This window comes from Dactylosporangium sp. CS-033363 (assembly GCF_050942475.1).
Taxonomy (GTDB): Bacteria; Actinomycetota; Actinomycetes; order Mycobacteriales; family Micromonosporaceae; genus Dactylosporangium.
This window is the reverse complement of sequence record NZ_CP192032.1, coordinates 2,331,075-2,357,409: the sequence shown is the minus strand read 5'-3', so window position 1 is coordinate 2,357,409 and position 26,335 is coordinate 2,331,075. Positions and strand designations below refer to the sequence as shown.

Annotated in this window: 23 protein-coding genes and 4 tRNA genes; 11 read left to right on the top strand and 16 right to left on the bottom strand. The window is 71.1% G+C overall.

The window, feature by feature from the left end; translation table 11 throughout:
• The first annotated feature begins 84 nt into the window (after window positions 1-84).
• Both ACQPZ4_RS10835 and ACQPZ4_RS10830 read left to right on the top strand, forming a co-directional pair.
• Window positions 85-1,119: an ABC transporter ATP-binding protein gene (locus tag ACQPZ4_RS10835; protein WP_433066446.1), complete on the top strand. Its 1,035-nt coding sequence runs from the start codon at window positions 85-87 to the stop codon at window positions 1,117-1,119.
• Between the two features lie 83 nt (window positions 1,120-1,202).
• Window positions 1,203-1,451, top strand: a complete 249-nt coding sequence (locus ACQPZ4_RS10830) for a ribosomal protein L7/L12 (protein WP_433058434.1) — start codon at window positions 1,203-1,205, stop codon at window positions 1,449-1,451.
• Here ACQPZ4_RS10830 and ACQPZ4_RS10825 read toward each other — a convergent pair.
• Window positions 1,438-1,935, bottom strand: coding sequence for a response regulator (locus ACQPZ4_RS10825; protein ID WP_433058432.1), 498 nt, complete (start codon window positions 1,933-1,935; stop codon window positions 1,438-1,440). The genes ACQPZ4_RS10830 and ACQPZ4_RS10825 overlap by 14 nt on opposite strands.
• A 17-nt stretch (window positions 1,936-1,952) precedes the next feature.
• Between ACQPZ4_RS10825 and mgrA the strand changes: the two genes are divergently transcribed.
• The gene (gene mgrA, locus ACQPZ4_RS10820; RefSeq protein ID WP_433058430.1) at window positions 1,953-2,945 is read left to right on the top strand and encodes an L-glyceraldehyde 3-phosphate reductase; all 993 of its coding nucleotides are present in this window, start codon (window positions 1,953-1,955) and stop codon (window positions 2,943-2,945) included.
• A 17-nt stretch (window positions 2,946-2,962) separates the two neighbouring features.
• Here the strand turns inward: mgrA and ACQPZ4_RS10815 are convergent, their stop codons facing one another.
• A complete protein-coding gene (locus ACQPZ4_RS10815; RefSeq protein ID WP_433058428.1) occupies window positions 2,963-3,526 on the bottom strand; it encodes a hypothetical protein in 564 nt (187 codons plus the stop codon).
• A 99-nt stretch (window positions 3,527-3,625) separates the two neighbouring features.
• On the opposite strand from ACQPZ4_RS10815, the gene ACQPZ4_RS10810 reads away from it, so the two are divergent.
• Entirely contained in the window at window positions 3,626-4,903 is a 1,278-nt protein-coding gene (locus ACQPZ4_RS10810) for an MFS transporter (protein WP_433058426.1), read from the top strand.
• A 709-nt stretch (window positions 4,904-5,612) separates the two neighbouring features.
• Here the strand turns inward: ACQPZ4_RS10810 and ACQPZ4_RS10805 are convergent.
• The gene (locus tag ACQPZ4_RS10805) at window positions 5,613-7,166 is read right to left on the bottom strand and encodes a DUF2334 domain-containing protein (protein WP_433058425.1); all 1,554 of its coding nucleotides are present in this window, start codon (window positions 7,164-7,166) and stop codon (window positions 5,613-5,615) included.
• A 408-nt stretch (window positions 7,167-7,574) separates the two neighbouring features.
• On the opposite strand from ACQPZ4_RS10805, the gene ACQPZ4_RS10800 reads away from it, so the two are divergent.
• Together ACQPZ4_RS10800 and ACQPZ4_RS10795 are read left to right on the top strand one after the other, a co-directional pair.
• Window positions 7,575-10,103: a hypothetical protein gene (locus ACQPZ4_RS10800; protein ID WP_433058424.1), complete on the top strand. Its 2,529-nt coding sequence runs from the start codon at window positions 7,575-7,577 to the stop codon at window positions 10,101-10,103.
• 1,466 nt (window positions 10,104-11,569) lie between these two features.
• Window positions 11,570-12,466: a glycosyltransferase family 2 protein gene (locus ACQPZ4_RS10795; protein WP_433058422.1), complete on the top strand. Its 897-nt coding sequence runs from the start codon at window positions 11,570-11,572 to the stop codon at window positions 12,464-12,466.
• A 226-nt stretch (window positions 12,467-12,692) separates the two neighbouring features.
• Here the strand turns inward: ACQPZ4_RS10795 and ACQPZ4_RS10790 are convergent.
• The 8 genes from ACQPZ4_RS10790 to ACQPZ4_RS10755 form a co-directional block, all read right to left on the bottom strand.
• Window positions 12,693-12,778: transfer RNA gene (locus tag ACQPZ4_RS10790), tRNA-Ser, on the bottom strand.
• Window positions 12,779-12,793: 15 nt separating this feature from the next.
• A tRNA-Ser gene (locus tag ACQPZ4_RS10785) sits at window positions 12,794-12,879 on the bottom strand.
• A gap of 11 nt (window positions 12,880-12,890) precedes the next feature.
• Window positions 12,891-12,963: transfer RNA gene (locus tag ACQPZ4_RS10780), tRNA-Ala, on the bottom strand.
• Between the two features lie 59 nt (window positions 12,964-13,022).
• Window positions 13,023-13,466 (bottom strand): HNH endonuclease, encoded by a 444-nt coding sequence (locus tag ACQPZ4_RS10775; protein WP_433058420.1) that lies wholly within the window; start codon window positions 13,464-13,466, stop codon window positions 13,023-13,025.
• 47 nt (window positions 13,467-13,513) lie between these two features.
• A tRNA-Leu gene (locus ACQPZ4_RS10770) sits at window positions 13,514-13,586 on the bottom strand.
• A 265-nt stretch (window positions 13,587-13,851) separates the two neighbouring features.
• A complete protein-coding gene (locus ACQPZ4_RS10765; RefSeq protein WP_433058418.1) occupies window positions 13,852-14,472 on the bottom strand; it encodes a hypothetical protein in 621 nt (206 codons plus the stop codon).
• A gap of 82 nt (window positions 14,473-14,554) precedes the next feature.
• The gene (locus ACQPZ4_RS10760) at window positions 14,555-14,965 is read right to left on the bottom strand and encodes a response regulator (RefSeq protein WP_433058417.1); all 411 of its coding nucleotides are present in this window, start codon (window positions 14,963-14,965) and stop codon (window positions 14,555-14,557) included.
• Between the two features lie 58 nt (window positions 14,966-15,023).
• Window positions 15,024-15,731 (bottom strand): hypothetical protein, encoded by a 708-nt coding sequence (locus tag ACQPZ4_RS10755; RefSeq protein ID WP_433058415.1) that lies wholly within the window; start codon window positions 15,729-15,731, stop codon window positions 15,024-15,026.
• 535 nt (window positions 15,732-16,266) lie between these two features.
• On the opposite strand from ACQPZ4_RS10755, the gene ACQPZ4_RS10750 reads away from it, so the two are divergent.
• The gene (locus tag ACQPZ4_RS10750; protein WP_433058413.1) at window positions 16,267-17,232 is read left to right on the top strand and encodes a sodium:calcium antiporter; all 966 of its coding nucleotides are present in this window, start codon (window positions 16,267-16,269) and stop codon (window positions 17,230-17,232) included.
• A gap of 47 nt (window positions 17,233-17,279) precedes the next feature.
• Complete coding sequence (locus tag ACQPZ4_RS10745) at window positions 17,280-17,660, top strand: STAS domain-containing protein (RefSeq protein ID WP_433058411.1); 381 nt, start codon at window positions 17,280-17,282, stop codon at window positions 17,658-17,660.
• Here the strand turns inward: ACQPZ4_RS10745 and ACQPZ4_RS10740 are convergent.
• The 4 genes from ACQPZ4_RS10740 to ACQPZ4_RS10725 all read right to left on the bottom strand — a co-directional run bounded on the left by ACQPZ4_RS10740 (window position 17,657) and on the right by ACQPZ4_RS10725 (window position 22,595).
• Window positions 17,657-18,412 carry a hypothetical protein gene (locus tag ACQPZ4_RS10740; protein WP_433058409.1) on the bottom strand — a complete coding sequence of 252 codons (756 nt, stop codon included), beginning with the start codon at window positions 18,410-18,412 and terminating at the stop codon, window positions 17,657-17,659. The genes ACQPZ4_RS10745 and ACQPZ4_RS10740 overlap by 4 nt on opposite strands.
• Window positions 18,413-18,991: 579 nt before the next feature.
• Window positions 18,992-19,651, bottom strand: coding sequence for a hypothetical protein (locus ACQPZ4_RS10735; protein ID WP_433058407.1), 660 nt, complete (start codon window positions 19,649-19,651; stop codon window positions 18,992-18,994).
• A gap of 126 nt (window positions 19,652-19,777) precedes the next feature.
• Window positions 19,778-21,061 (bottom strand): citrate synthase, encoded by a 1,284-nt coding sequence (locus ACQPZ4_RS10730; protein ID WP_433058406.1) that lies wholly within the window; start codon window positions 21,059-21,061, stop codon window positions 19,778-19,780.
• A 235-nt stretch (window positions 21,062-21,296) separates the two neighbouring features.
• Window positions 21,297-22,595 (bottom strand): hypothetical protein, encoded by a 1,299-nt coding sequence (locus ACQPZ4_RS10725; RefSeq protein ID WP_433058404.1) that lies wholly within the window; start codon window positions 22,593-22,595, stop codon window positions 21,297-21,299.
• 75 nt (window positions 22,596-22,670) lie between these two features.
• Here ACQPZ4_RS10725 and ung point away from each other — a divergent pair, with 75 nt between their 5' ends.
• The 3 genes from ung to ACQPZ4_RS10710 all read left to right on the top strand — a co-directional run bounded on the left by ung (window position 22,671) and on the right by ACQPZ4_RS10710 (window position 25,917).
• Entirely contained in the window at window positions 22,671-23,357 is a 687-nt protein-coding gene (ung, locus tag ACQPZ4_RS10720; RefSeq protein ID WP_433058402.1) for a uracil-DNA glycosylase, read from the top strand.
• A gap of 232 nt (window positions 23,358-23,589) precedes the next feature.
• On the top strand, window positions 23,590-24,735 hold the full coding sequence (macS, locus tag ACQPZ4_RS10715) for a MacS family sensor histidine kinase (RefSeq protein WP_433058400.1): 1,146 nt from the start codon (window positions 23,590-23,592) through the stop codon (window positions 24,733-24,735).
• Between the two features lie 549 nt (window positions 24,736-25,284).
• Window positions 25,285-25,917, top strand: a complete 633-nt coding sequence (locus ACQPZ4_RS10710; protein WP_433066443.1) for a response regulator — start codon at window positions 25,285-25,287, stop codon at window positions 25,915-25,917.
• Here the strand turns inward: ACQPZ4_RS10710 and ACQPZ4_RS10705 are convergent.
• Window positions 25,914-26,213: a hypothetical protein gene (locus ACQPZ4_RS10705; protein ID WP_433058399.1), complete on the bottom strand. Its 300-nt coding sequence runs from the start codon at window positions 26,211-26,213 to the stop codon at window positions 25,914-25,916. The two genes, ACQPZ4_RS10710 and ACQPZ4_RS10705, sit on opposite strands and share 4 nt — an antisense overlap.
• Window positions 26,214-26,335: the final 122 nt, after the last annotated feature.

Sequence of the window (26,335 nt, the reverse complement as noted above, 5' to 3'; positions counted from 1 at the left end):
ACAGAATCCCAGCCGGCGGCGGCGCCACAGCGCAGCGGCGAGAACCTCCTCGAGGTACGCGGCCTGGAGAAGCACTTCCCGATCATGCGGGGCGCCTTCATCAAGCGGAAGGTCGGCGCGGTCCGCGCGGTCGACGGCATCGACCTGGCCGTCAAGACCGGCGAGACCCTCGGCCTGGTCGGCGAGTCCGGCTGTGGCAAGTCCACGACCGGGCGGCTGATGACCCGCCTGCTGGAGCCCACGGCCGGGCAGGTGCTGCTCGAGGGCCAGGACATCTCGCACTTCGGCGTGGGCAAGATGCGCCCGCTGCGCCGCGAGGTCCAGATGATTTTCCAGGACCCGTACTCGTCGCTGAACCCGCGCCACACGGTCGGCTCGATCGTCGGGGCGCCGCTGCAGGTGCAGAACATCAAGACCGCACACGGGCAGAAGCGCGAGGTGCAGCGGCTGCTGGAGCTGGTCGGGCTCAACCCGGAGCACTACAACCGGTACCCGCACGAGTTCTCCGGCGGCCAGCGCCAGCGCATCGGCATCGCCCGGGCGCTCGCCCTGCAGCCGAAGCTCATCATCGCCGACGAGCCGGTCTCGGCCCTGGACGTGTCGATCCAGGCCCAGGTCGTGAACCTGCTCGACGACCTGCAGCGCGAGTTCAACCTGACCTACGTCTTCATCGCGCACGACCTGTCGGTGGTCCGGCACATCTCGGACCGCGTCGCGGTGATGTACCTGGGCAAGGTCGTCGAGGTGGGCGGGCGCGACGGGCTGTACGCGACGCCGCTGCACCCGTACACGTTCGCGCTGCTCTCGGCGGTGCCGGTGCCGGACCCGTCGCGGCGCGACAAGGCGCAGCGGGAGCGGATCCTGCTCACCGGCGACGTGCCGAGCCCGATCGACCCGCCGTCGGGGTGCCGGTTCCGCACGCGGTGCTGGAAGGCGCAGGACCTGTGCGCCCAGGAGGAGCCGGTGCTGCGGGAGCTGCTGCCGGGGCAGACCGTGGCGTGCCACTTCCCGATCACGGACGACGAGCGGTCGGCGCGCGGGGCCGAGCGGGCCCGGGCGGCGGCGGCCGAGATTCCGGTCGACACGGCTGAGGACCCGTTCGCGGAGCCGATCGCCTGAGCGCTGTTGTCATGAGCCGGGGAGTCGCCGTTCTGGCGGCTCCCCGACTTTGTTTCGGGCCCGGCCGATTTACGGTGTCGGGCATGGACGCCGACGAGAGCATGCGACTGGCCCGCCTCGAACGCCAGGTCGCCTTCCTGTACCGCCACTTCGGCCTCGACCCGAACCTCGCCGAGTCGTTCCCGGGCCGGCCCGCCGGGATGCCGCCCGAGTTCGCCGAGGCGCTGCGGCAGAACAACCTCATCGCCGCGATCAAGATCTACCGCCAGGTGACCGGCGCCGGGCTGAAGGAGGCCAAGGACGCCGTGGAGGCCCTCATCAGGAACGCATGACGAGCCGGCCGCCGAGCATGGCGTCGACCTTGCTGATGAGCTGGCTGGGGCGCAGGGGCTTCATGAGGTAGTCGCTGGCGCCGACCATCTTGGCCTCCTCGCGGCCCCTCAGGCGGCCGTAGGCGCTCAGCATGAGCACCGGGAGGTTGCGGGTGGCGGGCTCGGCGCGGACCTTCTTGCATAGGTCGAGGCCGGAGACCCTGGGCATCCACATGTCGGTGACGATCATGTCGAAGGTCTTCTGCTCCAGGGCGGCCAGGGCGGCCTCGCCGTTGTCGACCGCGGTGACGTCCACGCCGGCGCCCTCGAGGGCCATCGCGAACAGGTCGCGGATGTCCGGGTCGTCCTCGGCCACGAGGATGCTGGCGACGGGTGGCGGCTTGGGTGCTTCCTCTTCCGGCGTCTCGGCCTCCGCCGTCTCGGCCTCCGCCGTCTCGGCCTCGGGCGTCTCGGCCTCCGGCTCTGCAGCCTCCGGCTCCTCCATTTGCTCAGTTTAGGATCATGATCGTGGCGTATGAGGCGGCTTCGGGCCGATACCAGGACATGCTCTACCGGCGCAGCGGCCGCAGCGGGCTCAAGCTGCCGGCGATCTCGCTGGGCCTGTGGCACAACTTCGGGCACGAGCGGCCGATCGAGACGCAGCGCATGATCGTGCGGCGCGCGTTCGACGCCGGTGTGACCCACTTCGACCTGGCCAACAACTACGGGCCCCCGCCCGGGTCGGCCGAGAGCAACTTCGGGCGCATCCTGGCCGAGGATCTGCGGCCGTACCGCGACGAGCTGATCATCTCCACCAAGGCCGGCTACGACATGTGGCCCGGGCCCTACGGGGAGTGGGGGTCGCGCAAGTACGTGCTGTCCTCGCTCGACCAGTCGCTCAAGCGGATGGGGCTCGAGTACGTCGACATCTTCTACTCGCACCGCCCCGACCCGGACACCCCGCTGGAAGAGACCATGGGGGCGCTGGACGCGGCGGTGCGGGCGGGCAAGGCGCTGTACGTCGGCATCTCGAACTACACCCCCGAGCAGACCGTCGCCGCGGCCCGCATCCTGCGCGAGCTGGGGACGCCGCTGCTGATCCACCAGCCGTCGTACTCGATGCTGAACCGCTGGATCGAGCCCGAGCTGCTGGACGTGCTCGAGGAGGCCGGGGCGGGTTGCATCCCGTTCTCGCCGCTGGCGCAGGGGTTGCTGACGAACCGGTACCTCGGCGGCATTCCTGACGATTCGCGGGTGCGGACCAGCCGCTTCCTGAACGAGAGCGACCTGACGCCGTCGCGGCTGCAGCTCATCCGGGCCCTGGACGAGGTGGCCCGCGAGCGGGGGCAGAGCCTGGCCCAGCTGGCGCTGGCGTGGGCGCTGCGCGACTCGCGGGTCACCTCGCTGATCATCGGGGCTTCCAGCGTGAAGCAGCTGCTGGACAACCTCGGCGCGCTGGAGAACCTGGCCCTCTCCGAGTCCGAGCTGGCCAGGATCGACGGGCTACTCGCTTAGGTTTTGTGCTCTCGGGCCTACTTGCTGAGGAAGGCCCCGAGCGCGCTGATCACCGGCTGGAGGGCGGGCGGGATCGACCCGTCCTTCGCCGTGATCTGCTTGCCGGCGTACGTGACCGTGTACGTGTAGGCGTCCGCCACGTTCCCGCCGTCGTTGACCGTGGGCATCTTGTTGAAGTCGGCGGTGGTCAGCGCCTCCTTGAGCGCGGCGAGCTCGTCGTCGGTCAGCTTGCCGTTCTTGCTGCCCTGCTTGGTCTGGATGGTGTACGACCCGTCGGGCTTCACGGTCAGCGAGTCGTTGTTGCCGGCCAGCCCCCCGGTGCGGGTGAACGTCACCAGCGAGTCGGTGTTGGTCGCGTTGCCGCCGGTGTTGCTCTTCGAGCTGGGGTCCGTCTGCGGCCCCGCGCTCGTACCGCCGGCCCCGGCGCTGCTGCCGGCGCCCGCGCTGCTGCCGGCCGTGGGCGCACCGGTCGTCGCGGCCCCGCCGGCCCCGGCCCCGGCCTGGTTCGAACTGTCGTCCGAACACGCGGCCAGCGCGAACGTGAGCGTGAGCAGGGCGGCGGCGAGGACTCGGGACTTCATCGTGGTTCAGCTCCATCCATAGGTCTTGCTCATTGGACCACGGCGCGGGGCCAACGGTTCCCCCGAGATTTTGTCGTACCCCCTGTGCATGATGTGCCCATGCAACTCGACCCCTACCGCCGCGTTCTCGCCCTACCGGGCGTGCGGTCGCTCATGCTGCTCGCCCTGCTGGCCCGCATCCCGATCACCGCGATCGGCGTGACGATGACCCTGCACGTCGCCCAGGACCTCCACAAGGGGTATGGCGCGGCCGGCCTGGTCGGAGCGGCCCTGACGGTCGGCACGGCGGTAGGCGGCCCGCTCAACGGCCGCTTCGTGGATCGGCGCGGCCTGCGCCCCATGCTCGTGGTGACGACGGTGGCGGAGGCCGTCTTCTGGTCCGTCGCCCCCTTCCTGGCTTTTCCGGTACTCCTGGCAGGCGCCTTCGTAGCCGGCCTCTTCTCGCTCCCCGTCTTCTCGGTCATCCGCCAGTCGATCGCCGCCCTCGTCCCTCCGGAGCGGCGCCGCCAGGCGTACGCCCTCGACGCCATGTCGGTCGAGCTCTCCTTCATGACCGGCCCCCCGCTGGCCGTACTCCTGACCAGCGCCCTCTCGGGCCGGGTGGCCATGTGGTCGATCGGCGGCGCCATGGTCCTGGCGGGCATCGCCCTCTTCATCACCAACCCGCCGGTGCACACCTCCCACAGCGAGGGCCCGGTCACGCCGGTCCGCCGCCGCGACTGGCTGACCCCCCGCTTCGTGGCCGTCCTGGCCGCCGCCTCCGCCACCACGATGGTCCTGGCCGGCACCGACCTGGGCATCGTGGCCATGCTGCAGGCCGCGAACCAGGTGGGCCTGGTCGGCACCCTGCTGGCCGCGTGGGCCGTGTACTCCCTCGTGGGCGGCTTCATCTACGGCGCCCTCCCCCGCGGCCTCCCGCTGGTCGTCCTGGTCGGCGCCCTGGCGGTCTGCACGATCCCGGCGGGCCTGGTCGGCGACGGCTGGCCCCTGCTGTTCCTGACCCTGCTGCCGGCCGGCCTCTTGTGCGCCCCGACCCTGACGACGAGCGCCGACCTGGTGAGCCGCCTGGTGCCGCCGTCCGCCCGCGGCGAGGCCATGGGCTGGCACGGCTCCTCGCTGACCGTGGGCCTGGCGATCGGCTCTCCCTTGGCGGGCTGGGCGATCGACGCCGGGTCGCCGGCTTGGGGCTTCGCCGCGGTGGGCCTGGTCGGCGTGCTGGCGGCGGTGATCCTGCTGTTCTTCCGGCACCTCGACGCCCCGGCACCGGCCGCCGACGCTCCCGCGACGGGCGCCGGCGCGGACGGCCATGCGGTGGCGGTCGCTCTCACGGACGAGTACGCCAGCCCGACCCCGAGCGGCGCTGCCCCCGCTCGTTGATCCCTTTGGCGCGGGGGTGCGCCGCGCTTTTCGCTTGGGCGGCTGTCCGACCGGCTGAGATCTCTTCGCGGTGACCATGGGGCTGGGGTAAAAAGCATCGCCCGGACCGATGGGCAACCGCATATGTGCCCTCGTCCGATGGTTCCGGGCCGCCTGCGGCGTCCCGACGGTGTTGGCGTGGTCCGGACCGTTGTCTGGTTGCGGTTCGGTGGTCCGGGTCCGTGGGTTCGCTGCCGGGTCCGTCGCGGTCGTCGTTCGGTGGTCCCGGTCCGAGGGCGCCTGCGGCGAAAGGCTGTTGCGGTTCGTTGTTGGTTGCGGGCCGAGGCGCCTTGCGGCGCCCGCGTGAGGGCTCGCGGTTCGTCGCTGGCTGCGGGTTGTAGCGCCGACGGCGCCAGAACGAGCCGATATCCCCGGCGTCGGTCGTCGCGCGATTTCGACCGGCCGCCTCGTCCGCCGATCCCAGCTCGGTGCCCGTTTTGCGCCTTCCCGCGGCCGCGGGCGGGCGAGGTCCGCGACCCGCGCGCGCTCGCCGCTTTCGGGCGGCGGGAGTGCCCGCGGTCCGGGTCTCGCGGGGTGGGACCTCGGCGGGTTTGGAGCGGTGGCGGGCTTCTTCAATCGTGCTGAAGTGCTTGAACGTTCAGCATAAAAACCATGGTCGTCAGTTAAGAGTGAAAGATTGGAACGAACCCAGTCTTCGGATGGCGGGGACTCAGAGGAGGGAGGGGGCTGACACGAAGGTGTAGCCCAGGCCTTGGATGCCCTCGATCAACTGCGGGAGGTACTGGAGGCCCAGGAAGGGGTGGTAGAAGAAGCTCGCCACGTTGTCCCGGACCACGAGTTGGCGCTTGGCGGAGGCGAGAAGATCGGGCGCCAGGCGGACGCCATGCTGGTTAAATCTTTGTGTTGCAACGTTTCCAAGTGTTTCCGGGATGACCGGTGTCCCATATGCGTCCTTCACGAGGTATGGGAAGTATTGGCTCACTGAGCGTGTTCCGGCGCCGCCGAGGATGCCGTTGAAGTACAAAACCTGCTCGTATCTGGCCTTGATGCCCGGGGCCGAGGCGATCGCGCGGTAGTCGACCGCACTGGCCGTGTAGTGCGGAAACTCCCAGATGTCGGGGGGCGTGAGGCCGGCCTTGGTCCACTCCTCGCGGGCGGCGGCCAGGCGGCCCAGGGCCCAGTCCGCGGAGTCGTCCGGGACGGGGCCGTCCAGGACCACGACGCCGCCCTCGTCCACGTGGGCCCGGTAGAACTCGTAGTCCTCGGCGCTCACGCCGTAGGGGTTGGGGCCGCCGGCGAAACCGTGCGTGTAGCCGTGCATGAGCAGGGTCCCGCCCTGGTCGACCATGTAGCGCAAAGCGGCCACGACCTGCGGAGATTGGCTCAGCGTCCGGTGTACTGGGACGCCGCCGGAATAGACGCCCTTGGCGTCGTCGTAGACGGGGAATACCGCTACGGCGAACGGGGCATTACGAGAATGCAGATAATCGGCGATTTGGCGCAGCTGCGCCGGGTCCGAGTGGGGGCCTACGTCCTCGATGCGGACCAGGGCGCGGTGGCGTTCGGGAGTTTTCGGGGCGAGCAGGTCGTACAGCATGTCCGCGATGGCGAGGTACCGATCGTCGAAGGTGACATACGTGAAGGGCACCTCCGCCACGTACGTCAGGCCGCCGACGCGCACCGCCCAGGGCCGTGACGTGCCGTCGGGCATGGTGGCCTCGGCGAGGCTCGTGGAGTACACACCCTGGGAGAGCACCGCGTGAACCAAGCCGCCGGCGTTGGCGTTGCGGGTCAGCGCGACGCCTCGATAACGGATCTCGGTGGGGCTCGCATCGTCGATCGTCGCTGCCTGAAAACCGATTTCGGGGAATTTACTGATCAACTGCCAGAGGTTGCCGCCGAGCCACAGGACGTTGGCGCCGGAGGCGACGTCGGCGAGGAAGGCCTCGGGCAACGGCTCGTCGTAGGTCGATCCGATATAGATCGTCAACACGTGTCGCTGTGCCGTTCCGGACGTGTACTTCGTCACTGGCAGCGCCTGCCACTCGGCGAAGTGCGAGGCCAGATTGCCTGCTTGGACGGCATATAGCTCGCCGAGGGAGCCGTATTGCCCGGTCGTGTCATACAGGACGAGGACCCCGCTGGGCGGGTATGCAGGAGAACGGCTCGGCGACGGGCCCGCCCCGGAAGTACCGATTGGAGAGGTTTTGCAGGCGCTCAGCACCGATGCGGCCACGACGACCAGCACGATCCCGATGACCATGACGGCGGTACGCCGGAAGGGCTCGACGGTGACAGACAGTGTTCGTCGGACTGCGGCTCGAAGCATGAGCAACTCTCCGGAGAAGTCGCCACCAAGGCTATCAAATCGGGCGCAATCCCCCCGCCGGTTGGCGTTTCCAAACGGGTTCGCCGACAAACGAGATGGTTGCGTCCGTCACTCAGCGCGGTACGATCCGGCAAGGCCGCCCTGCGGTGATCGGTGTGGAACCCCCTCCACATCGCACCGCTCGTGGCAAACCCGACGGAGGGCGATCTTGACTCGTTGCTGCCCGCTTGCAGCTTGCACGCCGGACGAGCTCGGCCGTTCGCGGCCAAGCGCCGGGACGGTGGTGCCGCGGCCGGCAGCAACCGCCCTCGGGGTACGGCTCAAATGCACAGAGAGGTCCGCATGAGCACGGCGATGCAGGTGCGGCTGCGTCACTGGCCCGGGATGAAGGTGTCCTGGCTCGGTGCCGGTGCGGTCGTTCACTCCGGTGAGGAACCCAGCGCGGGCGCGGCGACGCTGGTCGTCAGCCCACACGGCTCCACCGAGTGCGCGGTGGTGATCAGCTCCCACACGGTGAAGCTGGAGCCCGCGATGATCGAGGAGCTCGCCGAGGTCCTCGCCAACGGGCTGCCCCGCGGGTTCACCGCGATGCGCTTCGTCGCCTGGGACGGCGCCTGCGCCACCAACGAGCGCCCGGCCGCCGCCCACATGATCGCCCAGCGCCTCGGCATCGACGTGATCGCCGCGGCCGGCCCGCTGCTGGGGGTGCCCGGCGGCTCGCTGTTCGCCCCGGTCGGGCGCGGCGAGCAGCGGCCCGGAGGGTTCTGGCGGTTCCGGACCGGCACGCCCGCGGTACGGGTGGGCTGGCGCTTCCCGGCCCCGGCCTGGGAGTCGGACCTGTGCGCCGAGATGCCCGAGCTGCCCGGCGACCTCGTCATGGACCAGATCCCGGCCGGCCTGTGGCTGCACCGCCGCCGCGTCGGCAGCGTCACGGACCTCGCCTACTCGGTGCCGACCGACCACGAGAACCCGGCGATGATCCTCGGCCACCCCGGCGACGAGCCGCTGCACCGCGAGGAGCTCGCGCGCGCCGTCTCCGCCGTGCCGACACTGGCGGCTGACCGGTGCGTCTTCACGCCGTACGGGCAGAATCCCATCGCCGACGGTCCGGTGGGTCCGGTGGTGGCCGACGTCCTCGGCCGCGCCGTGCACGTGCGCACCGGCCTGCCGCTGTGCGCGCCCGCCGGCCAGCGTGCCGTGGTCACGATCGACAACAAGGGCCTTCCCCGCTGGCGTACGTTCGCCCGCGAGCTCTGGCACGCCCCTCGCAACGGCGCGCCCCGCCCGGTCGACTGGATCAACCCCTGCCCCGAGGTGCTCGGCACCCCGGCCGGCCAGGCCACCTTCGACCTCGGCTCCGGCTGGGTGCTCGAGGTCGTGCAGGCGGGCCTCTGGCTGCGCCCGGAGCACCTCAACGACCCGGCCGACTGGGTGCGCGAGCTGCCGGTCGACGTGAACCGCTGCGCCGTGATCGTCGGGGCCCCCAACGCCGCCGAGATCCCGCCGCCGGCCCACACGATCGCCGAGGTTCTCGAGAAGCTCCCGATCGACGCGCGGAAGCGGGCGTACATCGCCGTGCCGCGCGGGGCCGCTCCCAACGTCTTCATCCTCGCCACCGGGCTGCGCGAGTCGCTGCCCGAGCCGGGCGAGGTCGAGCTGGTGGCCTCGCCGACGCCGACCAACACGGGCACGTTCCCGGCCATCACGCCGGACAACGCCCCGCGCCACGGCCGCCACGGCGACGCGAACGGGCCGTACCTGGTCGACGGGCGCCCCGCCAACGGGCACCCGTCCGGCGCGCACCCGACGGTCCAGCGGTCGGCCCCGCACGAGCAGGACTACGAGCGCGGCTACAACCCGCGCACCGGCCAGTTCCCGGCGGTACCGCAGGACGCTCCGACGACCTCGTTCGACGCCCCGCGGATGCCGCGCAACGGGTCCTCGCCGGCCACCGGCGCCTTCCCGGCCGTCTCGCCGCACACGGGCTCGTTCCCGGCGGTGCCCGAGTCGCCGACCGGGTCGTTCGCTCCACTGACGCCGAATGGTTCGCAGCGGCCCGGCCGTCCTGGTGGGTACCCCGCTGAGCCGCCGATGCAGCAGCCGCGCCAGCGGCCGACCGGTGACAGCACGGGCTCGTTCCCGGCGGCCCAGTTCCGCGGCGGCAACCCGGACGCGACGGCGCCGATGGTGCCTGTCGTTCCGGGCCCTGGTCACGGCCCCTCGAACGGCCACGGCCCGGTCAATGGCCACGGTCCCTCGAATGGGCACGGTCCTTCGAATGGGCATGGCCCTTCGAATGGGCATGGCCCGGGCAACGGACACGGTTCGGCCAACGGGCACGGTGGCTATGCGGGTCCGCCGCCCAACGGGTTCAACGGGCAGCAGCCGAACGGCTTCAACGGCGCTCCCGGGCACGGGCCGTCGCACCCGGATCTGCACGTGGCCCCGCCGCGCGCGTTCCACCGCGAGGACCAGCCGCTGCACCCTTCCGGGCCGGGCGCGCCGCACGGGTACAGCTTCGATGCTCCCGACTACGACGAGCACCACTTCGACCCGGTGACGCCGCCGCCCTCCCGGCATCACGAGGACCCGACCGGCTACATGCCGACCCAGCGGCCCCCGATGTCGGACGAGAGCGAGCCGGCGGACGACACCTCCTCGGTCACCGGCCGCGAGATCCGTTCGCACAACAAAAAGGGCAAGACGGTTCGCGCGGACGACAAGACGAGCACGCAGGAGCTCGACCGGCTCCTCGGCTTCTTCGACGAGATCCGCCGCGCGAAGGCATGGGACGAGGACCCGGGCGACCAGGCCGCCAAGCGCGCCGCGGCGGGCCAGCCCCCGGCCGGTCCGCGGCGAGCCCGGCACTGATCTAGACGCATCGACCCGGCCCGTCCGTTGCCACGGACGGGCCGGTTTTTTTCTGCCGTCATCCATTCGGGTTCGTACGTTCGGCAGCCCTCCCCCGCGCCGCCCACCCCGGCGTCCCTGGATGCGCCTCGCACCGCTCCCACACCGCCCCTGCCACACCGCCCCTGCCACACCGCTGCTCCGACGCCGCCGCTCCCACACCGCCCCTCCCACACCGCCCCTCCCACGCCGCCCCTCCCGGCATCCTGGATGGGCGTCGCGCTGGTTTCCGCGATGCGGCAGGCCCGGTTGCGTTGACACCTGGATGACACCTGCCGCGGATTAGGCTCGAACCGTCGAGAAAACAGCTTCGAGACGAGTTCGGCACCACGTTCGGACCGGCCCGATGTGGTGCGGTGCCCGACCTCGGACTGTGGCATCGATCCGGAAAGCGCCCGGCGATGGACGACGCGCTTGGGAGCCGACGCGGGCTCACAAGAACCGCCGCAGCGCACGGCGCGGGCGGACGCGGCCGAGCGCGGCACGGGCCGGCATGGGCTGGCACGGCACAAGCGCGGGCCGGATCAAGCCGCCGCGGCACGGACGCGGGCTTAGCGCGGCCGAGCGCAACGCGGGCCGGCGCGGGCCGAGCCGAGCGCGGCGCGGGCCGGCGCGGGCCGATGCGGGCCGGCGCGGGCCGATGCAGGCCGGCGCGGGCCGAGCCGAGCGCGGCGCGGGCTAGCGCGGGCCGATGCGGGCCGGCGCGGGCCGAGCCGAGCGCGGCGCGGGCCGGCGCGGGCCGATGCGGGCCGGCGCGGGCCGATGCGGGCTGGCGCGGGTCGGCGCGGGCCGAGCCAAGCACGGCGCGGACCGAGCGCGGCGCGGACCGACGCGACGCAGGCTGGCGCGGCACGGGCCGACGCGGGCCAACGCGGCTCGAGCCCGGCACGGGCCGACGCGGCACGGGCCGAGCGCGGGCTGGCACGGCTGTGCACGGCGCGGACCAACGCGGCGCGGACTGGCGCAGGCCGAGCCGAGCGCGGCGCGGACCGAGCGCGGCGCGGCACGGACGGGGGCTGGCGCGGCACGGACGCGGGCCAACGCGGCGCGAGCCGAGCGCGGCTGGCGCGCGGCGCGGACCGACGCGACGCAGGCTGGCGCGGGCAGACACGGGCTGGCGCGGCACGGGCCGATGCTGCACGGGCCGATGCGGCACGGGTGCGGGCTGGCGCGGGCGGACGCGGCCTGGCGGGCCAGGGCGCCGCGGCGCGTTCCGGCAGGCTGGGCGGCGCGGGTCAAGGTTGGCCAGCAGCGCGTGGGGCGGACCTGACCGGCGCGGACCGGAGTGGAGCGGCGCCGCATGGTGGGCACGGTGCGGGCCGGGACGTGGTGGCGCGGGTGAGGTGAGGGCGGGGGTCCGGCGCTTGGCTGGGGCAGCGGGTGCGGCCTGGGCGAGCGGCGGGGCGGGAGGTCGTTAGGATCGCACGGTGCTCGACATCATGCTGCCGCACTACGGTGAGCTGCCGTTGCTCAAGATCGCCGTGGAGAGCATTCTCGCGCAGCGTGATGGGCGGTGGCGGCTGACGGTGTTTGACGACAATCCCGTCGGGCGGGTCACGGGGGTGCCGGAGTACTTTGCGGGGCTTGGCGATCCTCGGGTGCGGTACGAGCGCAATCCTGAGAATCTGGGCATCACCAGGAACTTTCAGCAGTGTGTGGACCGGGCCGAGGCGCCGTTCATGGTGATCATGGGGTGTGACGACGTCATGCTGCCTCGGTATGTCGAGCGGGTGCATGCGCTGGTTGAGCAGCAGCCCGACGCTGTGCTGGTGCAGCCTGGGGTCGAGGTGATCGGGGCCGACGGGCACGTGGTGCGGACGCTGGCCGACACCACCAAGCGGCGGGTCTATGCGCCGAAGATTCAGGGCACCGTGCGCATGGCGGGTGAGGCGCTCGCGGTCAGCCTGTTGCGGGGGAACTGGCTGTACTTTCCGGCGCTGGCGTGGCGTACCAGTGAGATCCAGGCGGTTGGTTTTGATCCTGAGCTCAAGGTCATTCAGGATCTGAAGCTCATTCTCGGGCTGGTGACCCGCGGTGGGGCGCTGGTGGCCGACTCCGAGGTCGTGTTCCAGTATCGGCGGCACAACGAGAGCCTGTCGGCCTCGTCGGCGGTGACCGGGGGGCGGTTCAGCGAGGCGCGCTCGTTCTTCCTCGCCGCGGCCGCCGAGATGGACGCGCACGGGTGGCCGCGGGCCGGGAAGGCCGCTCGGTGGCACCTGTCGTCGCGGATCCATGCGCTGACGATGCTGCCGGCGGCGGCCAAGCAGCGCAGTGGGGGCAGCGTTCGGGTCCTGACGAGGTACGCGTTCGGGAAACCTCGCTAGGACCTGTCCAGATTCGGTCGCGCCGTTCGTCATACCGGTAAAGGCAAACAACCGGACATGGCGAACAGGAGTGAACGTGATGATTCCCGTATGGCAGCAGACGGCCCTCAGCGCCCCCGAGCGGATCGACGTCGATGCGAACCTGGGCCGCCTCGCCAAAAGCGCTCAGCGTGGCGTACAACGGCTGCGCCGGGCCCTGGGATCTCAACGAGGTCGATGGAGTTTGCGGGAAGGGTGGGAGTCGAACCCACACGGGCGTGAACCCAACGCCGTTTTCGAGACGGGTGCCGGCACCAATCGGCTGGCCTTCCCAGGCCGGTCGTACAGCGGAAAGTGAGGGGATCGAACCCCCGCGGGATCTCCTCCCGTCGACGGCTTAGCAAGCCGCAGCCTTACCACTCAGCCAACTTTCCAATGCGAACCGTGGACCCGACCGGACTCGAACCGGTCGCCTCCGCTTTGCAAGAGCGGCGCTCTTCCTGATGAGCTACGAGCCCTCGGACGGCCCCGGCTGGGTCGGCGGTAGCGAAGGAGCCGACCCGCCGGGGCCGTCTGGTCAGCGCTGGACGAGCGCGTGCCACGTCGGAATCGACGGCTTCACGCGCAGCACCAGGCCCGCTTCGGCGGGGGTGCGGTCGCCCTTGCGCTGGTTGCAGCCCGTGCAGGCCGCAACGGTGTTCTTCCAGGTGTTCCGGCCGCCGCGGGAGCGGGGCAGGATGTGGTCGATGGTGGTCGCCTCGGCGCCGCAGTAGCCGCAGCGGCGGCCGTCGCGGGCGTGGACGCCGGGGCGGGACCAGGCCGGCCCGCCGGTGAAGCGCCAGCGGGTGACGACGTAGGACACGAGCCGCACGACCCGCGGGAGCGGGTAGACCCCGATCAACCGGTCCGGCTCCGCCTCGTGGATCACGGCCACCTCGCGCAGGATCATGCGGATGGCGTGGCGGAGTGAGACCCGGTGCAGGGGTCCGAGGTCGGCGTTGAGAACGAGAACCGCGGTCACCGGGCCTCCTCCCTTCATCTGCACATTCGAAACCAAACGATCTTGCGTACCGTGAGCGGGAGTCGAACCCGCACCGCTCCCCTTTTGAGGGGGATGCCTCTGCCGTTGGGCCACCACGGCAAGAAATGCACACAATGATGCACGTCAATGCATTTGGGCATGAAAAAACCGCCCGGTACACACCCGGGCGGCTGGCTGGACTGTCGGGCGAACCCGCTAGTGCAACCACCTGCCCGCGCGCATCGACAAGCTACTGAGCAGCGAAGACGCGTCACCGAAGGACAGCCATGCGGCTCGCACGTGTCCGTTCATCGTCTCGTCTCCCCTGTCCGTTATCGCCTTGACGTATTCAAAGATAGGCCCGCCACGCGGGTGGCGCAAGAGATTAAATAGCGGCGGTGTAATGCGCGAGGTACAGGTTCATCTCATCGGTCGACTCGTCGCCCTCGTTGACGCTGAACCACAGCGCGTTCTCGAGCCAGAAGCGGTGGATGAACTGCTCGAAGGAGTCGGCCACGTTGACCATGTTGGCGATCAGGCCGGCCCGGTCGACGTCCTCCAGGCCGATGATCTCCAGCAGCCAGGGCGAGGCGATGACGAACGGTTCGGTGCCGGGGCGCAGGTAGAGGTACCAGATGACGGCGTCCCGTTGATCGCGCAGGAAGCGCACGACCTGGGCCGAGGGCTCGACCGGGCTCGGCACCGGGCGCGGCGCCAGGTCGAAGTCGCACCCGGTGCAGGACGGGATCGCGTCCATCAGCACCTGGCTGCTCATGAACCGGGTGAACGGCTCCGGCAGCGCGATGTGCTCGGCGAGGGCGGCGACCTCCATCGCCCGCAGCGGGTCGTGCGGGGCGTCGGGCACGAGCCAGGCGAACGTACCGTCCGAGCGTGACTCGTCCACCGCCGGCAGGCTGTCGGTGGTGTAGAGCTCGTAGGTTCCGATGCTCGCCCGGGCGGCGCCCAGGTCCGTGCCCCACCAGCCGTGCGGGAAGTCGATCGTCATGTGTCGCACGGTAGTTCGGCGTCCGGGGTTCTTCCGTCGCCTATCGGACCGTGTGCCGTGCCTTTCGTGGCAACGCGCCTGATCAGGCACTCACCGCGGGCTCGGCGTCGGCCAGCGGGACGAGCCCCAGGTAGGTCAGCTTCTCCACGATCGCCTCGGCGGTGAAGGGCTTGATCACGTACTCGTGCGCGCCGGCCGCCAGCGCCCGCACGATCTGGCCGTGCTCGCTCTCGGTGGTCACCATCATGAGCGTCATCTGGCGCAGGTGCTTCTGCTTGCGCACCGCCATCACGAACTCCAGCCCGTTCATCTCGGGCATGTTCCAGTCGATGAGCGCGAGCGCGGGCTTGAGGTCGTCGTCCCAGATCTGGTCGAGCGCCTCCTTGCCGTTCGCGGCCTCGCGGATCTCGAAGCCGAGGGGCAGCAGAATCCGCTTCAGAATGCCCCTCATCGCGCGCGAGTCGTCAATGACCATGGCGAGCGTGTTGTCCATGCAGGCTCCACCTCCGCGTGCATGATCGGCACGGCGGCGGAGCACCTGAGCAATCCCGCTACGGAGCCTTGCTGGTGCGCTTGAGCTGGATGTTGCTGATCTGGTTGGTCAGGCTCATGGCGACCGGGCCGCAGTTGACCTGCATCGGCGGGGGCACCCGGGCCTCCAGCTTGCCCTTGTAGTCCACGTGCCCGTTGCGGATGAACGTCTCGGTGCCGTCCGGCCGCGGGGAGGAGTAGGTCACCGTGCGGCCGTCGAACTTGAAGGCGTAGGAGATGAAGCCCTCGAAGATGTACTCGAACTGGGTCGAGCCGTTGCTCCCGCGCAGGTGCATGCCGTCGCCATAGCTGAACGTGACCCGGCCGCTCTCGTTGTACCGCTGGTAGGCGCCGCTTCCCGTGAAGGGGAACGTGCCGGTGTTGACCACGGTGACCTGCTCGGTGTGCTGCTCCTCGAGGAACACGCCGAGGATGCAGGGCGTCGCCGAGGCGCTGGGCTGGGCGCCGGCCGAGCCGCTGGGTCCGGGGACGCCGCCGATCGCGCCGGTGGAGGTGGGCGTCGGGGTCGGGTCCTCCTCGGTGGCGGAGTAACTCGGCGCCACGATCGGGTTGGTACCCCCGGTCAGCCCCTGATCCTGCGGCTTGTCGTCACCGCCGGCGAACGCGTACACGATCACGCCCCCGACGAGCAGCAGCGCGACGACGCCGAAGATGATGCCGGGGATCAGCAGCGGGTTGCGCTGCCGCGGCGGCGGCGGCGCCGTCATCGGAGGCGGCGGGTAATAGGCGACCGGCTGCGCGGCATGAGCCATCGGCTGCGCGGGATGCGCCATCGGCGGCGCGGCGGGCGCGGGCGGGGCGGGCGGCTGCGCGGGAAAAGCAACCGTCGGCGGTGCGACCGGCTGCGCGGGAGGGGGCGTGGCCGCTGCGCGGGGAAGGCGGCAGCCCAGACACAGGCCGGCCGAGTCGACGCCCTCGGTTCCGCAACGTGGACAACGCACCGGATCGCTCCCTCCGCCCAAGGGCCAATGCTCCGTGGCGTCCACAGTGGAGGCAGCCCCGGCCAGGGTACGCGGTGCCGGCAAGCACGCAGGGCCCGCACAAATGGTGAGACCGGCATCCACGGGGGAAGACGCCGGTCTCGTTGAAAACTGTAGAGTGCTCCGCGCTTTTGCGCCAGCCGTGGAAGCGGTCAATCCGCCGGAACCGGTTTCGGGTTTCGCATACGATCCGCGGCGCGTGCGCGGGGGCCGCGCGGGCGGGCGGTATGGTGTCGAGCCAGACGTCGGTGGGAGGAGGCGGATGTCGACCCTGTTCGTCGCCGGGCTCGGCATCGTCGGCCTGGCGCTGCTCACCGTGGGGGCCGATCAGCTCGTCGTCGGCGCGGGCCGGCTGGCCACCGTGCTGCGGGTCGCGCCGGTGATCGTCGGCGTGGTCGTCATCGGGCTGGGCACGAGCGCGCCCGAGTTCGTCGTCTCCGGCACCGCCGCGGTGCGCGGGAACGCCGGCCTGGCGCTGGGCAACCTGGTCGGGTCGAACATCCTCAACGTGACGTTCATCCTGGGCATGGTCGCGCTCGTCTCGCCGGTGCTGGTCCGTTCGTCGGTGCCGGTCCGCGAGGCGCCGCTCATGGTCGCCGGGGTCAGCGTGTTCGGGGCGTTCGCCCTGGTCGGGTTGAAGTTCGTCGCCGGTGTACTGCTGGCAGTGCTCAGCATCGGCGCGCTGGTGCTGCTCGTCAGGCTTTCTCGGGTACCGGCGGACGATCCTCTGCCCGAGGACGTGGCGGCGTTCGTGGAGCCCCCGCCCGCACCCGGGCGCTGGTGGGTCGAGGCGGCCAGGTGTGCCGCCGGCCTCGCCGCGACCCTCGGCGGCGCGCAGCTGCTCGTGGCCAACGCGTCCACGCTCGCGCACCGGTGGGGGGTCAGCGACGCGGTGATCGGCTTCACCCTGGTCGCGTTGGGCACGTCGCTGCCGGAGCTGATGACCTCGGTGCAGGCGCAGCGGCGGGGCTGGGGCGATCTGATGGTGGGCAATCTGCTGGGTTCCAACCTGTTCAACAGCCTCATCGGCGGCGCGGTCGTCGGGCTGGCGGCCGGCCGGGAGTCCATCGCGCCGTTCGGCTTCGCGGCGGTCACGGCGATGGTGGCGGCCGGCATCCTCGCGTGGCTGCTGCTCAAACGGGGGAATCGCATCACCCGTCCGGAGGCTTGCGTACTGCTGTGCGCCTATGGACTCATGCTGCCGCTGTTGATCTCGGCCAGTCCGTGACGTTTCCGACCGGGTGGCCCGGGTACCCGGGCTGAATGGGCGACGCAATGGTCCGGACGCACCAGTCCGGCAAAGTACCCGGCGGCACGGTCGTGGTGGAAGTGCTCGGCCCGCTCGAGGCGGCGACCGTGGGCGCGCTGCGCTCGGTCGTGCTGGACACCGTGGAGACGTACCGCCCGCGCCTGCTCGCCATCGACCTGCGGCGGGTGCCGTTCATGGACTCGATCGGCATCGGTGCGCTGGTGGCGGCGAACAACAAGGTCCGCGAGGTCGGCGGCGGCATCGAGGTGCGCAGCCCGTCGCCGTTCGTGCACCGGCTGCTGCAGATCACCGGCCTGACCGAGCTGTTCGGCCTCCCCGACCTGCCCGATGACGCCCCGGTGTCCGGGGCGCCGGTCGAGCTGGGCGGGGAGTCCCGCCGGGGCTAGTAGCGGTCCACGGTGATGGCTGAGACGCCGCCGACGGCGTCCACGTCGTAGCGGTCGGTCGCCGTCTCCCAGCCGCCGGAGGCGAAGGTGGCACCGGCGCTGATGCCGTTGTGCTCCTCGCCGTCGATCGCCACCCGGCCCGCTCCCCCGCCGGCCTTGACCTGCACCGCTGCCCCGTCCGGGGCGTGCACGCGCACGGCGCTCGCCCCGCCGTCGACGCGGACCGGGACGGTGCCGCCGGGCCTGGGCAGGGTCAGGTCGATGGAGGAGACGCCGCCGACGTACTCGACGCCGGCCAGGTGCTTGAGGTCGCGCAGGTCGGCGGTGTTGCTCTGGGAACCGGCGGTGAAGCGGACGGTCCAGCGCACGTCCCGGTTCAGCCGGATGGTGACCGAGGCGTCGCCGCCGGTGACGTGGACCTCGATCCGGTCGTCGGTGTCGTCGACGCTCGGGGTTTGCGAGCTTTCCACCTGGTACAGGGTGTCGCCCAGGTCCGCCGCCCGCACGTTGACCGACGTCGTGCCGGTCACGAGGTCGAGCGTGGCGTGGTCGCGGCCGTGCACGTCGCCGGTGACGGTGTGGGCGGTGCCCTCCGCCCGCTGACCGGTCACGCGCGGCCAGGTCAGGGCGGCGACGATCGCGATGACGACGAGCGCCGCGAGGATGAGCGCGCCGATGAGGTACACCGTGCGGGGCGGCGGTCCCGGAGGCACAGTGGTCGTCTCGTCAGGTCGCGTATCGACAGCAGCCATGACGTCCTGGTCTCCCGGCGGGAACCGGGGCAAACGCGCGCGGCGCAAGATGCCCGAGACCGGGGCCGCCGCCACGGGGGAAGCGGCGGCCCCGGCAGTCCTCGGGTTGCAGGAAATGTACTCCGGGAACGACCGATTGCACAGCCCCGAATCGTGCCGTCTTCGGATCTGTCCAATGTGGAGCCGGGCCGCGCATCCGTTGCCTGGCCACGGATTCCGCGGCGAATCAATTCGAAGGAATGTTGTCTGTTGCTAGGTAACATGCATCCACGGACGACAATCATTCGTGGCCACAAGATCACGTCCCGAGTGGAAGCGCTCCCAAGATCGGCCCAGGCCCGGCGACGGAATCCGCAGGGGCGGCATCGCCGCGGGCCGCCCGCCGGCCTGAGCCGCCGGCGACGTGCCGTCTCACGCGTGGGCCGGGCTCAGGCCGGCCGCGCCGCGCGGTGAGGGCCTCGGCACGCCGGTGTGACGGACGCGAACGCGGCGATGCGGGCGGTGTCCGCACGCGGCCACCGGCGGCCGGGGCTCAGGCGAAGGTGGCGCGGTGGCATGGCGGCGGCGCGGGGGCCGGGCTCAGGTCAGGTGCGCCGCGCGGTGGCCGGCCTCGGCGGGGGTCAGCAGCTCGCCGTCGAGGATCACGGCCCAGAAGGCGTCCAGCGGGATGCGCTCGAACAGCGGCGACCCGAGGCCCTCGAACACGTCCTCCGGCACCAGTTTCAACGACGTGGTGACCACGATCGTGGGAACCTTGCGCGCCAGGTCGAGGGTTCCCTTGATGTTGAGCACCCGCGTCGGGCTGATCGCGTCCGCCCCGGCGAGCCCCGTGACCGGTTCCAGGCCTTCGGTGCCGGGGGCGTCGACGGTACCGGCGGGAAGTGCCGCAACGGCCGCCTTGACCAGGGCGCTGCTCGGCGCGGTGCGGACCCAGCCGCCGCGCTGTTCGAGGATGCGCGTGGCGAGCGCCACCGAGCGCTCGACGTCGCGGTCGAGCTGCTCGCGGATCGTGCGCAGGGCCGGGCCCGGATCGGGGCTGTTGGCGGCGCGGGCGATGTGCCACATCGAGGCGTACCCCGGAAGGAGCCCGGGCAGCGGCGCCACCATCGCGCGCAGGGTGGCCGGATCGTGCACGAACTCGGCGAGCCCGTCCAGCACCTGCCGGGCCACCCCGGTGGCCCCCGATGTGCGGTCCTGCACCGCCGCGGTCAACAGCGGCGACAACGTTGGCGCGCTCATGCCGGCTCCCGAATGCTCATTCGCCCGAAACGGACATCGACCCCAGACAGACCCATGTATGAGACAGCCGGGGTCGATCTCCGTCAAGTAGACAAACGAGCAAGAACCGCTCGGCGCTGCGGGTCTTTACCGGGCGGCAATCGGCGTGTAATCCCGCGAGCCGTAGCCGGTGTAGACCTGCCGCGGGCGACCGATCTTGGTCTCCGGGTCGTTGATCATCTCGCGCCACTGGGCGATCCAGCCGGGCAGCCGGCCGAGCGCGAAGAGCACGGTGAACATCGTGGTCGGGAAGCCCATGGCCTTGTAGATCAGGCCGGTGTAGAAGTCGACGTTCGGGTACAGCTTGCGGGAGACGAAGAAGTCGTCCGCCAGCGCGATCTCCTCGAGCTGCATGGCCAGGTCGAGCAGCGGGTCCGGGGTCGCCATCCGGCCGAGGACCTCCTGGGCCGCCTTCTTGACCAGCGCCGCGCGGGGGTCGTAGTTCTTGTACACGCGGTGGCCGAAGCCCATGAGGCGTACACCGGCCTCCTTGTTCTTGACCTTGCGCACGAAGGCCTGGACGTCGCCGCCGTCGTTCTTGATCTCCTGCAGCATCTCCAGCACGGCCTGGTTGGCCCCGCCGTGCAGCGGGCCGAAAAGGGCGTTGACGCCGGCCGAGACCGAGGCGAAGAGGTTGGCCTGGCTGGAGCCGACGAGGCGCACGGTGGAGGTCGAGCAGTTCTGCTCGTGGTCGGCGTGCAGCAGCAGGAGCATGTCGAGCACCTTGACCATGACCGGGTCGATCTCGTACGGCGTGGCGGGGACGCCGAAGGTCATGCGCAGGAAGTTCTCGACGTAGCCGAGGGAGTTGTCGGGGTACAGCATGGGCTGCCCGATGGCCTTCTTGTACGCGTACGACGCGATGGTCGGCACCTTGGCCATGAGCCGGATGGTGGAGATCTCCACCTGCTCCTCGTCGAACGGGTTCAGGCTGTCCTGGTAGAAGGTGGACAGCGCGCTGACCGCGGAGGACAGCACCGCCATGGGGTGCGCGTCGCGCGGGAAGCCGTCGAAGAAGCGGCGCATCTCCTCGTGCAGCAGCGTGTGGTGCTGGATGCGGTTGGTGAACTCCTGCAGCTGCGTCGCGCTCGGCAGCTCGCCGTGGATGAGCAGGTACGAGCTCTCCAGGAAGGTCGAGCCCTCCGCCAGCTGCTCGATCGGGTACCCGCGGTAGCGCAGAATGCCCTCGTCGCCGTCGATGTAGGTGATCGACGAGACGCACGAGGCGGTGTTGACGAAGCCGGTGTCGAGGGTGACCTGACCGGTCTTGTTGAGCAGCGAGCCGATTTCCAGCCCGCCCGGGCCTTCGGTTGCCTTGCGTACCTTGAGCTCGAGCTCGCCGTCGGGGTATGTGATGTTGTACTCACTCATGCGCGTCGTTCCCGTCTCATCCCGCAGTCGGCTCCTGGCCGCGGCCGTCATTGCCCGCGACCGGCGCTTATGGCGCCTCCGCGCAGGATTACAGATGATCCCGTCCCGCATCCAGCCGGGGCGTGTCACTGCGATATTTCCTACTCGTGACATCCGGTCGCGCCTGAAAATCCATCGTCGCATCGCCGCACCGGCCGGACCATCTTTCCTATACGACGTTCCTATGGACTTTCCCTCAGGGCGCGCTGATCGGCTCCAGCGTCACCGTGTGGATACGGCGCGGATCGACGCTGCGCTGCCGCAGCATGTTGCGCATCACGCCGACGGCCAGGGGGCTTCCGCTGAGGTACACGTCGTGCGAGGTCCATTCGCCGAAGTCCACCACGACCTGGGGCAGTGAGCCGCTGGTGTACGGGTGGGCCGGCCCCCGCGCGACGACCGCGTGCACGAACGCGTGGGCGCACCGCGTGGCGTGCTCGCGCAGCGATTCGAGGTCGTAGAGGTCCTCGCGGGTCGACACGCCCCAGAACAGGTGCACGACCCGCTCGTCGCCGCGCTCGGCGAGCTCGCTCAGCAGCGCCTTGACCGGCGTGACGTGCACGTCCTCGGCGACGATGAGCACCGAGCCGGGCCGGCCGGGCTCGATGGCGAAGTCGCCCTCGGCCGCGTGCAGGCGGATCGGGTCGCCCACGCCCCCGTCGCGCACCAGCGCGCCGGTGGCCTTGTCGCCCGGCAGCGCCTGGACGTGGATCTCGATGTGGTGGTCCTCGGCCGGCGGGTCGCCGATCCAGCACGCGCGCCACGCGCCCGGCACCGAGTGGCACTCGACGATCGCGCGCTGACCGGCGCGGAAGGGGTACGGGAGGTCGGTACCCACGGTCAACACGGCCACATCGTCGCGGCGCCGGTCGTGGCCGAGGATCGTGCCGGTCCAGTAGGGCGTCTCGCCGTGGTGCAGCTGTGCGCCCTGCCGCAGCCAGCCGACCATGAACCGCCACGCGTCGCGCCAGGCGTTGGCGTCCTCGTCGGTCCAGGCCTCGCCGCGGGCGTCGCGCGCGGCCGCGACCAGCGCGTCGCCGAACAGATCGAGCTGCCGGGGCCGGGTCCCGATCAGCGCGTCGAGCGCCGGCGCGATCTTGCCGAGGGCGGGCACGACCGCACTTGGCTGACTGAAGTGGTCGAGCAGCCAGGCGAGGCCGCGCTCGGCCGCCGCCGGGTCCGCGGCGACGGCCGTGTGCAGAACAGTGCGCTGTTCCGGTGGTACTTCCGACAGGCGCCGCACCACCCCGCTCACGTCCCCGAGCGTTTCGCGGAGCCGGGCCTTGAGCTGCGGGAGATAGCCCTGATCGCCCTCTTTCGGCCCATCCAGGGGCCCGTCTTGTGGGAGACTGTCCTTCGGCTCAGGCGATTGCCGCCGTTGCGGCGTCTCGTGCTCTTTCGCCTTTTCTTCGCCCTGCTCGAGCCGCTGCCGCCACGACCACAGCACCGCGAGCGGCTCACCGCCGTTGCTGCCCACGGGTCCGACCTGCGTCATGGTCCGATTTTATCCGGATAAATCCGCATTACGGCCGGTACCAAAAATGTCGCACCCTACTCGTAGAGTGCCGTCATGTCGTTGGATCTGCTGGAGCTCCTCCCCGCCGGCTGGCGTGACGTGATGAAGCCGCACCTCGACCTCGAGGTCGTGCAGCGCCTCCAGGCGTTCGTGGCCGACGAGTACGCGGCCGGCCCGGTCTACCCGCCGCTGCCCGACCTGTTCACCGCGTTCCGGCTGTGCCCGCCGGACCAGGCGCGGGTGCTCATCCTGGGCCAGGACCCGTACTTCAAGGAGGGCCAGGCGCACGGCCTGAGCTTCTCGGTGCGCCCGGGCGTGTCGGTGCCGCCGTCGCTGCGCAACGTGTACAAGGAAATGCGCGAGGACCTGGGCGTGACCCCGCCGGCCAACGGCGACCTGACCCCGTGGGCGGCGGACGGGGTGCTGCTGCTCAACGCGGTGCTGACGGTGCGCGCCGGGAAGGCCGCCTCGCACGCGGGCAAGGGCTGGGAGCACTTCACGGACGCGGCGATCCAGGCGCTGAACGCCTTCGACCGGCGGGTGGTGTTCGTGCTCTGGGGCGGGTACGCGCGGAAGAAGGCCGTGCTCGTGACCAACCCGCAGCACGTGGTCATCGAGGCCGGGCACCCGTCGCCGATGAACCCGGCCGGGTTCCTGGGGTCGAAGCCGTTCAGCAAGGTCAACGCGGCGCTGGAAGAGGCGGGGCTGCCGCCGGTGCACTGGGTGCCGGACCAGCCGTGACCGCGCGGGGGCTTGGCTTCGGCCGAGCGCCGGTCGTGGGCGGGGCGTCGCTTGTGGCGAGGCCTTCCCGCGGGCGGTCGCTTGCGCGGCGCGGGCCTTCCCACGGGCCGTTTCCTGCCCGGGGCGAGGCTTCCCGCGGGCGGTTTGTCGCGCGGGGCGGGGCTTCCCACGGGCGGTTCGTTGCACGGGGCGGGCCTTTCCGCGGGCGGTTTGGTGCGCGGGGCGGGCTGACGTGAGTGTCGGCGGGGATGAGCGGCGGCGCCTTCCGGGGCTGGAGGGCCCGCTGTGGCGTGCGCTGCTCGTCTTCCGCTTCGCCGCGCTCGGATATGCCGCGGTGCTCATGGTCAACAACTTCCGCGAGTACGCCTGGCCGCTCGGCGGCTGGCTCATCGTCGCGGCGATGACCGTGTGGACCGCGGTCAGCAGCCTCGCGTATGCGCGGCCCGAGCGGCGGGGCTGGCCCCTGCTCGTCGCCGACCTCGCCGTCGCGGCGGGCTGCCTGCTCGCCTCCCGCTGGATCGTGAACCCGTCCGGCCTGGGCGTCGGCGCCCCCACGCTGCCCATGGCCTGGGTGGCGAGCCCGGTCGTGGCCTGGGCCATCTCGGGCGGCCGGAGGCGCGGCGCGATCGCCGCCATCCTGCTCAGCGTGGCCGACGTGATCGTACGCAACGGCTTCAGCCAGGCCACCGCCAACGGCCCGGTCCTCATGATCCTGGTCGGCATCGGCGTCGGCCACATCGCCCGCCTGGCCATCGACGCCGAGGCCCGCCTGCAGCGCGCCATCGAGCTGGAGGCGTCCACCCGCGAGCGCGAACGCCTGGCCCGCGGCATCCACGACTCGGTCCTGCAGGTCCTGGCCCTGGTCCAGCGCCGCGGCACCGAACTCGGCGGCGAGGCCGCGGAGCTCGGCCGGCTGGCCGGCGAGCAGGAGTCGGTGCTGCGCTCGCTGGTCGCCGCCAACTCCCCCGCCCCCGCCGCCGCGCCCGCCGTGGCCGTGATCGACCTGCGCCCCCTGCTGAACGCGTACGGCTCGGCGGCCGTGACCATCGCCGCCCCCGCCACCCCGGTCCTGCTGCCGGCCTCGGTCGCGGCCGAGGTGGCGGCCGCGGTCGGCGCGGCCCTGGACAACGTGGAACGCCACGCGGGCGAGCGGGCGCGCGCCTGGATCCTGCTGGAGGAGCTCGCCGACCGCGTCACGGTCTCGGTACGCGACGACGGCACCGGCATCCCCGACGGCCGCCTCGCCGAGGCCGAGCGCGACGGCCGGCTCGGCGTCGCCCAGTCGATCCGGGGGCGCATCCGGGATCTGGGCGGCTCGGTGACGGTGAGCTCGGCCCGCGGCAACGGGACCGAGGTGGAACTCACCGTCCCACGCTGACCCGAACCGCGCCGCATCCCCGGCCGCCCGATCCCCGGCCGCCCGCGCCGCGTCCCGCCGGGCACCCCGCCGCACGGTGACACCACCGCGCGCCCGCCGCGCGGAGACGCCATCGGGCGCGCCCGCCGCACGGAATCGGCGCCGGCGCGAAGGCCCATCCGGCCGTCATGAGCACCCAGCCGTACGGAAACACCATCACTGCCGCCACACCTCGCGCGGAACGGCACCACCCACTGCACGGAGACACCACGCCGCGAAACCCGAAGTGCACGGAACCAGCATCGTGCGCGCCCCGCGAACAACCCGCGCGCGGAACGGAACCACGGCGAGCACGTCACGCACGGAATCGGCGCCGCCGCGAGAGCCCACCCGGCCGTGGTGAGCATCCCGCCGAGCGGAAACGCCATCGCGGCGGCCGCACCTCGCGCGGGACGGCGCCAAGCGCGTCGCGGCCGTTGGTGGGCGCGGAAACGGTACCGAGCCGGAACGTTCTGTGGTCGTGGGATTGATTAGGCTGCTCATGTGGACGACGGGGCGAAGCTGCGGGTGATGGTGGTCGATGACCATCCGATGTGGCGCGAGGGGGTGGCCCGGGATCTGGCCGAGGCCGGGTACGAGGTCGTCGCCGCCGTCGGGGAGGGTGCCCAGGCCGTGCGGATCGCGGGGTCGGTGCGGCCCGCGGTGGTGGTGCTCGATCTGCAGCTGCCCGACCTGTCCGGGGTCGAGGTGATTCAGGGCGTGCTGGCGTCGTGTCCCGAGGCGCGGATTCTCATGTTGTCGGCCAGCGGGGAGCAGCAGGATGTGCTCGACGCGGTGAAGGCCGGGGCGACCGGGTACCTCGTGAAGTCGGCGGCCCGTGAGGAGTTCCTGGCCGCGGTGCGGCGGACGGCGCATGGGGACCCCGTGTTCACGCCGGGGCTGGCGGGGCTGGTGCTCGGGGAGTTCCGGCGGCTCGCCAGTGTGACGCGGGCCGAGGACCCCGACGCGCCGCGGCTCACCGAGCGGGAGACCGAGGTGTTGCGGCTGGTGGCGAAGGGCGTGACGTACCGGGAGATCGCCGAGCGGCTGGTGCTGTCCCACCGGACGGTGCAGAACCACGTGCAGAACACGCTCGGCAAGTTGCAGTTGCACAGCCGGGTGGACCTGGTGCGGTACGCGATCGAGCGGGGGCTCGACGCCTAAACGGCCATGATGTCCAGCAGATAGTGACCGAGGACGACCTTGGCGGTCAGGTCGAGCACGAGTACCAGAAAGACGTTGGCGCGCTCGCAGTTGACCAGGACGTGCTGGAGGTTGCGCTGGGGCATGTGCCACGCGTACGTGACGGTGCCCTCCGAGAAGTCGTGCCCCTGCAGGTCGGCCCGCGGGATCTGGTCGAAGTAGGGCCAGAAGTCGAACGGCGGCTCGTCGTCCGGTCCGATCTGCACCGGCTCCGGCTCCATGGTCGCCCTGTACTCGTCCTCGCTCAGCAACCGCATCACGACAGCATGCCCCGTCGTGCCCGGGACAGAAAGCGCGGGTACTCAGGCCCGGTTGAGTAGGAACGCCGATTCGCTTCCTGCCCCGCTGCCGCATGCTGATCGGCATGGTGAGCTATCCG

Coding starts and splice junctions, on each gene's coding strand:
- ACQPZ4_RS10750 (WP_433058413.1), top strand. CDS start 16,267: ATGTCGACCCTGTTCGTCGCCGGGCTCGGCATCGTCGGCCTGGCGCTG.
- ACQPZ4_RS10740 (WP_433058409.1), bottom strand. CDS start 18,412: ATGGCTGCTGTCGATACGCGACCTGACGAGACGACCACTGTGCCTCCG.
- ACQPZ4_RS10830 (WP_433058434.1), top strand. CDS start 1,203: ATGGACGCCGACGAGAGCATGCGACTGGCCCGCCTCGAACGCCAGGTC.
- ACQPZ4_RS10710 (WP_433066443.1), top strand. CDS start 25,285: ATGGTGGTCGATGACCATCCGATGTGGCGCGAGGGGGTGGCCCGGGAT.
- ACQPZ4_RS10725 (WP_433058404.1), bottom strand. CDS start 22,595: ATGACGCAGGTCGGACCCGTGGGCAGCAACGGCGGTGAGCCGCTCGCG.
- ACQPZ4_RS10765 (WP_433058418.1), bottom strand. CDS start 14,472: ATGACGATCGACTTCCCGCACGGCTGGTGGGGCACGGACCTGGGCGCC.
- ACQPZ4_RS10705 (WP_433058399.1), bottom strand. CDS start 26,213: ATGCGGTTGCTGAGCGAGGACGAGTACAGGGCGACCATGGAGCCGGAG.
- ACQPZ4_RS10760 (WP_433058417.1), bottom strand. CDS start 14,965: ATGGACAACACGCTCGCCATGGTCATTGACGACTCGCGCGCGATGAGG.
- ACQPZ4_RS10810 (WP_433058426.1), top strand. CDS start 3,626: ATGCAACTCGACCCCTACCGCCGCGTTCTCGCCCTACCGGGCGTGCGG.
- ACQPZ4_RS10755 (WP_433058415.1), bottom strand. CDS start 15,731: ATGACGGCGCCGCCGCCGCCGCGGCAGCGCAACCCGCTGCTGATCCCC.
- ACQPZ4_RS10805 (WP_433058425.1), bottom strand. CDS start 7,166: ATGGTCATCGGGATCGTGCTGGTCGTCGTGGCCGCATCGGTGCTGAGC.
- ACQPZ4_RS10815 (WP_433058428.1), bottom strand. CDS start 3,526: ATGAAGTCCCGAGTCCTCGCCGCCGCCCTGCTCACGCTCACGTTCGCG.
- ACQPZ4_RS10745 (WP_433058411.1), top strand. CDS start 17,280: ATGGTCCGGACGCACCAGTCCGGCAAAGTACCCGGCGGCACGGTCGTG.
- ACQPZ4_RS10735 (WP_433058407.1), bottom strand. CDS start 19,651: ATGAGCGCGCCAACGTTGTCGCCGCTGTTGACCGCGGCGGTGCAGGAC.
- ACQPZ4_RS10730 (WP_433058406.1), bottom strand. CDS start 21,061: ATGAGTGAGTACAACATCACATACCCCGACGGCGAGCTCGAGCTCAAG.
- ung (WP_433058402.1), top strand. CDS start 22,671: ATGTCGTTGGATCTGCTGGAGCTCCTCCCCGCCGGCTGGCGTGACGTG.
- mgrA (WP_433058430.1), top strand. CDS start 1,953: ATGATCGTGGCGTATGAGGCGGCTTCGGGCCGATACCAGGACATGCTC.
- ACQPZ4_RS10835 (WP_433066446.1), top strand. CDS start 85: ATGCGGGGCGCCTTCATCAAGCGGAAGGTCGGCGCGGTCCGCGCGGTC.
- ACQPZ4_RS10800 (WP_433058424.1), top strand. CDS start 7,575: ATGAGCACGGCGATGCAGGTGCGGCTGCGTCACTGGCCCGGGATGAAG.
- ACQPZ4_RS10825 (WP_433058432.1), bottom strand. CDS start 1,935: ATGGAGGAGCCGGAGGCTGCAGAGCCGGAGGCCGAGACGCCCGAGGCC.